Annotated in this window: 8 protein-coding genes and 1 pseudogene; all 9 read left to right on the forward strand. The window is 38.8% G+C overall.

What is annotated here, in order from left to right; all coding sequences use genetic code 11:
* Positions 1 to 2: 2 nt before the first annotated feature.
* The gene (gene walK / locus BCAMP_RS08935; RefSeq protein WP_035315079.1) at positions 3 to 1,862 is read left to right on the forward strand and encodes a cell wall metabolism sensor histidine kinase WalK; all 1,860 of its coding nucleotides are present in this window, start codon (positions 3 to 5) and stop codon (positions 1,860 to 1,862) included.
* The gene (locus BCAMP_RS08940; RefSeq protein WP_035315080.1) at positions 1,859 to 3,133 is read left to right on the forward strand and encodes a YycH family regulatory protein; all 1,275 of its coding nucleotides are present in this window, start codon (positions 1,859 to 1,861) and stop codon (positions 3,131 to 3,133) included. Before walK ends, BCAMP_RS08940 begins: the two co-directional genes overlap by 4 nt.
* Before the next feature lie 15 nt (positions 3,134 to 3,148).
* Positions 3,149 to 3,964: a two-component system regulatory protein YycI gene (locus BCAMP_RS08945; RefSeq protein WP_035315082.1), complete on the forward strand. Its 816-nt coding sequence runs from the start codon at positions 3,149 to 3,151 to the stop codon at positions 3,962 to 3,964.
* A 46-nt stretch (positions 3,965 to 4,010) separates the two neighbouring features.
* The gene (locus BCAMP_RS08950) at positions 4,011 to 4,829 is read left to right on the forward strand and encodes an MBL fold metallo-hydrolase (protein WP_035315089.1); all 819 of its coding nucleotides are present in this window, start codon (positions 4,011 to 4,013) and stop codon (positions 4,827 to 4,829) included.
* A 164-nt stretch (positions 4,830 to 4,993) separates the two neighbouring features.
* Entirely contained in the window at positions 4,994 to 6,364 is a 1,371-nt protein-coding gene (locus BCAMP_RS08955; RefSeq protein WP_051456997.1) for a S1C family serine protease, read from the forward strand.
* A gap of 142 nt (positions 6,365 to 6,506) precedes the next feature.
* Positions 6,507 to 6,704 (forward strand): CxxH/CxxC protein, encoded by a 198-nt coding sequence (locus tag BCAMP_RS08960; protein ID WP_035315083.1) that lies wholly within the window; start codon positions 6,507 to 6,509, stop codon positions 6,702 to 6,704.
* Between the two features lie 59 nt (positions 6,705 to 6,763).
* Positions 6,764 to 7,243: a 23S rRNA (pseudouridine(1915)-N(3))-methyltransferase RlmH gene (rlmH, locus tag BCAMP_RS08965; protein ID WP_035315085.1), complete on the forward strand. Its 480-nt coding sequence runs from the start codon at positions 6,764 to 6,766 to the stop codon at positions 7,241 to 7,243.
* 312 nt (positions 7,244 to 7,555) lie between these two features.
* Positions 7,556 to 8,200 (forward strand): hypothetical protein, encoded by a 645-nt coding sequence (locus tag BCAMP_RS08970; protein WP_051456998.1) that lies wholly within the window; start codon positions 7,556 to 7,558, stop codon positions 8,198 to 8,200.
* Between the two features lie 40 nt (positions 8,201 to 8,240).
* Positions 8,241 to 8,538: pseudogene (locus tag BCAMP_RS08975) on the forward strand (IS30 family transposase); the annotation flags it as partial.

The raw sequence follows: 8,538 nt of genomic DNA on the forward strand, positions 1-8,538 counted from the left end.
CTATGAAACGGCTAAAAATATATCAATCGATTCATTTTAAAATTGTCCTTGTATATATGTTACTCGTATTAATTGCAATGCAAATCATTAGTGCCTACTTTGTCCAAAAAGTAGAGCATCAATTAGTATATAATTTTCAGCAATCTATTCGTGACCGTGTGAGCCTGCTCGAAAATAATATTCAAGACGTAATGGACGACGTCGATGATAAGGCAAACACAAGTGCGAAAGAAAAAGAAGAAGCTGCCGAAGTTGAAATTCAAAAGACAATGACGAGTTTTTCGGGTAGTCTTACCAATGTAAGAGAAGTTCGTGTTGTCAATGGTGCTGGTCGTGTCATTGGTACGACCAGTAGCGCCAATCAAACGATGGTTGGACAACAAGCCAAAGACCAGATGATCCGCCGAACGTTATTAAATAACACAAAAGAAGATAATATATTATTGGATAAGGATAAAAAACAGCGTGTATGGGTGATGGCGCAACCATTGAAATTACAAAATGATACCCGCGGTGTTATTTACATTGTTTCTGAAATTGAACCCGTCTATACACAGGTGACTGAAATCACGAGTATCTTTGTCAAAGGGACGATTTTTGCGATGGCAATCACCTGTCTATTAGGTGTCTGGTTGGCGCGTACAATTACGAAACCAATCAAAGAAATGCGCGAACAAGCCGTAGCGATGACGCGAGGGAACTACTCTCGCAAAGTTAAGGTGTATGGGATGGATGAAATTGGTCAATTGGCAAGTGCTTTTAATATTTTGACCCGTAAAGTGCAGGATGCACAAGCGAGTGTTGAAGGTGAAAGTCGCAAATTATCCTCAATTCTTTCGTATATGACTGACGGTGTGATTGCGACCGATCGCCGCGGTAAAATTATGTTAATTAATCGACCAGCCGCGGATATGCTAAAAATAAAACAAGAAGATGCAATGGAACGCTCGATTGCAGAAGTATTAAACATCGATTCCAATTATACGTATGAAAAATTATTGGAAGAAAAAGAGTCGGTCACGATTGATTTATCGACTGAACGTCAAAATTACGTGTTACGCGCCAATTTCTCAGCGATTCAACGGGAAACAGGCTTTATTAATGGCGTCATTGCAGTCTTGCACGATATTACCGAGCAAGAACGAATCGACGCTGAGTTGCGTGAATTTGTTGCGAATGTATCACATGAACTGCGAACACCATTAACGAGTATGGCAAGCTATCTCGAAGCATTAGGAGATGGTGCTTGGAAAGATACAACGATTGCGCCGCATTTTATTCAGGTGACTCAAAATGAGACCGAACGAATGATTCGCTTGGTTAATGACCTGTTGAAATTATCTCGTTTAGATAGCGGACGCACGAAGTTAGAACGCAATTTTGTGCATTTCAATTCATTTTTCAACCAAATAATTGATCGTCACGAGATGTCTAAAAAAGACAGTATTAATTTCAAGCGTTACATTACGACCGAGTATATCTTGATTGAAATCGATGAAGATAAAATTGTGCAAGTCATTGATAATATCATTTCAAATGCCACTAAATATTCTCCAGATGGTGGGACGATTTCATTTTATCTCGCCCGACAAGGCGATGAAATAAAAATTAGTATCCGCGATCAAGGGATGGGGATACCGAAGAATAATTTAGAAAAGATCTTCCAACGTTTTTTCAGGGTCGACAAAGCGCGGTCGCGCGCGATGGGCGGTACAGGTTTAGGTTTAGCAATTTCCAAAGAAATGATCGATGCTCACGGCGGTCGTATTTGGGCTGAAAGTACCGAAGAAAAAGGCACGATTATTTCGTTTACTCTCCCATATGATGATTTTGTTGAGGATGAAGAGGAGGGATGGGAGTGAAAAAGAAAAGCATTCCCATCTTACTAGCTTTTGTTGTCATCTTAAGTATTGTATTGGCATGGAAAATTTGGAATGCAACACCAGCTTATGAAACGATTACGAGTGATGTGGCAGAAAAAGTAAGTATCGGTCAAAATGAAAGCGGGAGAGCTTTATATAAGCCGAATTTTATTGTCTATCAAAAAAATGATAGTTTTTGGAAAGTGAATTCCCAGAAAACAGCAGATATTGATGCCTTAGTTAAGTCGCAACTGTTCAACAACCTTCACCAGAGCGATACGCTGAGTAAAAAAGCATTGATTGATGCGGAAAACTTACCGAATTCGTTACGGATTAAGTATCATGTTGCCATTCCTTACGTCGTGTATCAGCAAATGACGAATCATTTGGATACTAGCAATATTGATGAAGACGATACCTTCGATGAAATTATTTTTTCGTTTGATAAGAAGAAAGGAAACGTCAGTTTCATTAATTCACAGACACGTACACTCGTTGTGGCTGATGTGACATCAGAGGCGCTGAGAAAACTGAATGAACGGTATCAAGCAAAAGAAACACGGGCGATTTTACCAATCGTCTTAAAACGATTCACGTTTAATTCCTCGTCAGAGCCGATTGTACTCGCTAAAAAGACATATGTGGCCGAAGCTTTGTCAATTGCGAAGTTTCAACAGGCGTTATTAAATAAAGCAGATCCGGCGATGATCAGTAACAACGATAAGGTGCGTGAATATATTAATGGCAGTGTTTTATTACGCTATGATTTAGTGAATGGGATGTTGCTCTATGTTAATCCAGCCCAAGAAATAACGGAGACTAAAAAAGCACAGGCAGATAAGGCACATGTTATTAATGAAAGCATTAGCTATATTAACAGTCATAGTGGTTTCACAGGGGATTTTATCATAGATGATTATGATGATACAAAAGCTGAAGTGAGCTATCGTTTGAGTATTAATAATATTCCAGTCTATAGCGACTTTGGAGGCTCGTTGATCAAGACTACTTCAGGGAGCTCAAATATTTATCGCTATCAGCGTCCCATGTTTGAGCTCAGTACCGGTATTCCATCAGAAGATGTTAAGATGACATTGAAAAGTCCGACAGAAGCGCTTGAAAACCTACGAGATAAACTCGGCACACTAGATAATGTGAATGGTTTGAATGTCGTCTATGTGATGAAAAGAAGCGGGGCAGAAGCGTCATTAGTAACGTTAGAACCGCACTGGGTGTATTATGTCAACGGCAACTATGAGATATTAGAATAAAGGGAGGTTCAGTTAATGGAATGGCGAAAAACGCTTGTTATCTTTGTTGTCGTATTTATGTTGCTCGATGTCTATCTCCTGTTTTTATTGTATATGAAACAGCAGGAAAATGAATTAGACGCATTGAGTCACACGAGTTTTGAAGATAGCTTAGTCGAACGTGGTATTAAGATTGATCAAGCCGATTTCAAAACATTTCCTAAACAAGCCCATTATTTGAGTGCTCATTACAAACAGTTTGCCCTCAAAGACCTTAAGTCCCTTACTAAGCAAAAGTTTCAACTAGTGGATAATAATAAAATGATAAGCAGTGATATTACCGATGAGGTCAAAGCGGAAGCACCGAATTTCACAGTGCTTAAAAGTTATGTTGCCAATAATATTTATCAAGGTGCGTCTTATCATTTATCGACCTATGATAAGACGACGAATGAAATCGTCTTTAGCCAACACTATAAGACAAAAAGGTTTGTTTTTGGAGAAGAAGCGAAACTCATCTTTCATTATGAAAAAGGCTACGTTAAGAGCTATCAACAAACCTTGTTGACCGATATTACGCCATTAGAAGGCAGTAATGATTTGATTTCGCCCTTGCAAGGGTTTGAAAGTTTGTTTCAAAACAACAAGGTTGCTGATAAAACAACAGTGCTCGATGTGCAACTGGGCTACTATATTTTGGGCGAACTCGAAAGTTCCAATGTGTATATGCCAGTATGGTATTATACAGTAGAAGTAAATGGTCAAAAGAGTCAATTGATGGTGGATGCCATTGAAGGGCAAGTATTAACAGCAGACATGTCAAATGATACAGAATATACGACAGCGTCTTAGGGGGAAAATGATGGAATTTATAACAAAGACAAGTGCAACGAGTAAAATGCCAGCTGTCGCTGATTTACGTTACTCGTTCTTAACGAGTGGTAGCTCAGGTAATGCGACCTTAATCGAATCGGATAGTCAATTACTCTTGATTGATTGTGGTCATAGTGGTAAGAAGATGGAAGAATTATGCCAATCGGTCGGACGCTCATTAGCCGATGTTGATGCGATGCTCATTACACATGAACATAGCGATCATATTAAAGGTTTAGGCGTCTTAGCACGCAAATATCAGATACCAATCTATGCCAACGAGAAAACATGGCAGGCGATGCCACAGTCAGTTGGTGAAATTGCGACCGATTTAAAATATATCTTTAATGAGGATAGCGTAAAAACATTTGGTTCAATTGATGTCGAGTCGTTCACCGTTTCACATGATGCAGCCAGCCCAATGTTTTATACTTTTCATCAAGGGGCGCATAAGATTGTAACGATGACCGATACGGGCTATGTGAGTGAACGGATGAAGGGTGTGATCCGCAATGCAGATGTCTACTTGTTTGAGAGTAATCACGATGTGGCGATGCTGCGAGCAGGTCGTTATCCATGGAATACGAAACAGCGTATTTTAGGGGATGAGGGCCATTTATCGAATGAAGATGCAGGCATGGCAATGAGTGAAGTAATTGGCGATAAAACGAAGCGCATTTACTTAGGACATTTAAGCCAGGATAATAATATGAAAGATATTGCGCGTATGACAGTGGAACAAACACTAGCTCAACAGGGGATCGCAGTCGGGCCACAGGTGCGTATTTTTGATACCGATCCAAATAAGGCGACACCGTTAACCGGATTGAATCATCTTATTTAAATAGCAGTAATACTGAAAAACACTGGCGACTGGTTAGTGTTTTTCTTCTTTAAATGAAGATGATAAAATCATTTTACAGTTTATTCATAGAAATTTCATGTTTAGAGGGTATAGTAAAAGCATAGAGTAAATGAAAAATAAACGAATTAAAGGAGTCGATTGTTATGACTGAAAATAAAGAATTTGATGAGTTAACAACAGCTGCTGCTGAAGAAACGCTGACTACAAGTGAACCAACAGCGACAGAGGAACCAATAAAAACGGTTGAATCTGAGGGAATGCCGACAGAATCAGCGCCTGTTAAACAAAAGAAAAGCCAAGCCGGTTACTTCTTTAGCGGCTTGGTAGGTGTGTTAGTCGGTGCTTTAATCATCGCTTTATTTGGTGGCAGCTTGATGGGTGGCAATAATAAGGGTGCAACACCGTTAGCTGGTTCAGATACAAAAACAACCCAATCGAGCAATGTCAAAAAAGTATCGGTTGATGCGACATCATCTGTTACCGACGCCGTGAAAAAAGCCGAAGATGCGGTTGTTAGTGTTTTGAACTATCAAAAACAAAGCAATGGCTTAGATGATATTTTAGGCGGATCAAATGGTAGTCGTAATAGCCAAACAGCAACCTCAGATGAAGCGGTTGAATCCGGTTCTGGTTCCGGTGTTATTTATAAGAAAGAAAAAGGCTATGCTTATATCGTGACCAATAACCATGTTATTGCCGATGCAGACTCGCTTGAAGTAATACTATCAAGCGGTAAAAAAGCGGAAGCGAAATTAATTGGCGCGGATGCGTGGACAGATTTAGCCGTCTTACGAATTAAAGATACCGACGTAAAAAAAGTTGCGACCTTCGGAGATTCAGCCGCCCTTAAAACCGGTGAAGCAGCGATTGCAATTGGTAGCCCATTAGGGACCGCCTATGCCGGATCAGTTACACAAGGAATTATTTCAGGTATTGACCGGACTGTTCCAGTTGATATTGATAGTGATGGTAACAGTGACTGGGAAACAAATGTTATTCAAACCGATGCGGCGATTAACCCTGGTAACAGTGGGGGGGCCTTAATTAACATTGATGGACAAGTGATTGGGATTAACTCAATGAAACTATCGTCATCAGATGTTGAAGGCATTGGTTTTGCGATTCCGATTAATGATGCCGAACCAATTATTACAGCCCTTCAAACAAATGGAAAAGTAACACGTCCGTCATTAGGCGTAACCTTACGTGATTTGAATACCATAGCAGCGACACAATTAGTTGATGTGCTTAAATTACCAGAATCAATCACGAGTGGTGTCATGGTACAAAATGTATCAAACGCCTCTGCAGCCGCTGATGCTGGGATGAAAACGTATGATGTGATTGTGAAATTTGCTGGTGCGGATGTGAAAGATTCGATGTCATTACGTAAAGCGCTCTATAATCAAAAACTAACAATCGGTGATACGGTTGATGTTGAGATCTATCGCGACGGTAAAAAACAAACAATTAAAGTAAAACTGAAAGAGTCAGATGCCTTGAGTGCTAGTTAATTAAGAGAAACGTTCGTAACGTCATCGTTACGAACGTTTTTTTTTACAGTTATCCACAAAATGAGGTTCGTCTGTGTATAACTGTCGTTGAAAATGTGGATAAAATAATTTATACTAAGGAAAGATGGAGGTTTTAAAAAAAATGAATAAAACTGATAAAGCTTACTACGCTTGTGATGAACATGTCGATTATATCTTGGATGACTATATTTATGCAGAGGGGACCTTCCCGCAAATAAATAAGATTGAACCAAATGACCTGTGGATAACCTGTGAGTACTGCCAAAATAAGAGTGTTTATCTAGTGGGGAACGTAAGTTCGCCTACAAAATGTGGATAAAAGTGTGGATTGTGTGGATAAGAGATTGTGCATAACATTGTGGAAAAGGATGATAAACTGTGAATATAACGATTATTTCTGTGGGTAAGTTGAAAGAAAAGTATTTAAAGCAAGGGATTGAAGAATATGCGAAGCGTTTAACGAAGTATTGTAAGTTTAAAGTCATCGAAGTGCCGGATGAGAAAGCGCCTGAAAACCTCAGTGAGGCTGAGATGCTACAAGTGAAAGACAAAGAAGGTGAACGGATTCTCGCCAAAGTAAAAGAGCAGGATTATGTGTTCGCGCTCGCGATTAACGGCAAACAAAATAGCTCTGAGGAAATGGCACAGCAAATTGACCAACTCGGTATTCAAGGAAAGAGCAGCATCGTCTTTATTATTGGTGGCTCACTCGGTTTGAGTGAAGCGGTGTTAGCGAAAAGTAACCAACTGATCTCATTCGGTAAGTTGACCTATCCACATCAGTTGATGAAGTTAGTGTTGGTGGAGCAAATTTATCGGAGTTACCGGATTATTCATGGTCATGCGTATCATAAGTAAGTATTCTATCTAAAAGAGGTGCTTTTAAAAGCACCTCTTTTTATTAAGTCGTTTCGCATCAAAAAAGGAGGTGTATACCCTCAATAAATCATAATGTGGCACACGCCGATCATCCCGGTGTTTTTTTATTGGAAAATCAGTTGAGTCAGGGCAAATCCAGATGATACGCCACTTGTTTAAAGTTATGATAAAACCATCGTATTATTTAATGATTGATTTAGCGACCCTGTATATAAATTGGATTGAGAATGTAGTGCAATACTAAAGCGTGACCTTTTCGGTTATTTAAGACTAGTCAACAACATCAGGAAGATGGTGAGTATAATCGCAACAGACATAAAACTAGATACGATATTACAAAATGAAGAGTTTAAGGATTTATTTCAAGCACAAGAAACGAAAATTGAAAAAACAGAAATAGATAGTTTTATGAGTGAATGTCGTCGTGAAATCGGTAAAAGTATTTTGCAAACGTTTGGATTAGGGATGACCTATGACCAATTTAAACAAGGTGGTAATCTTACAACACTGCACAATGCAAACAACTGTGTTTTTGCTAACGAGGAAATTAAACAGCAATATACGACTAAGTTTGATCGTAAGGCTTACGAAAAAGATTTTCCTAAAATGCGAAAAGAACTTTTTAAAAATAATAAAATTATCAAAGATGATTACACTCGGAAGCATTTGAAAAAAGATAGTCGAACACATATCGACCATGTTGTTTCGGCAAAATCGATTCATGACAATGATAAAGCAAGGCTTTATATGACAGCAGATCAACGCAATGATATGGCGACTCATCATAAAAATTTAGCAGTAACTAATGGGAGTGTCAATCAATCTAAAGGGGCGAAATCATTAGAAGATTGGATGCATAGCAGTAATAAAAAGACCGGGTATGATAATGCAACAACCTATGGGGTTGATGTAAAAAAAAACCACAGAAATCGGTAAGCAAGCAAATAAACGCCGATAGTAAAATTAAGCTAGACAAATGACCTATAAACATCTCTACACCAAATGTACTTGTAATGATAGAAGCCTATTTCCAAACGAAACAATCTGTTTTAACCGGATTGAAGAGACTAGGATGTTCAAGACAACGATTGATAATGTCTACAATTTTTTTAAGAAAGGTTCCTCAGCCAGTGATTATTATCAAAAATACAAAGAAAATAAAACATATTGTGGCAGACGACCTATCATTTTAAGTACGGATCAACAAACTTACATTCAGAAAATGACAGCTAAAGGCTGGACACCTGATGTGATTATTGGTCGTGCTGAGATAC

It is taken from the genome of Brochothrix campestris FSL F6-1037 (genome assembly GCF_000525915.1).
In the GTDB taxonomy this organism is placed as follows: Bacteria; Bacillota; Bacilli; order Lactobacillales; family Listeriaceae; genus Brochothrix; species Brochothrix campestris.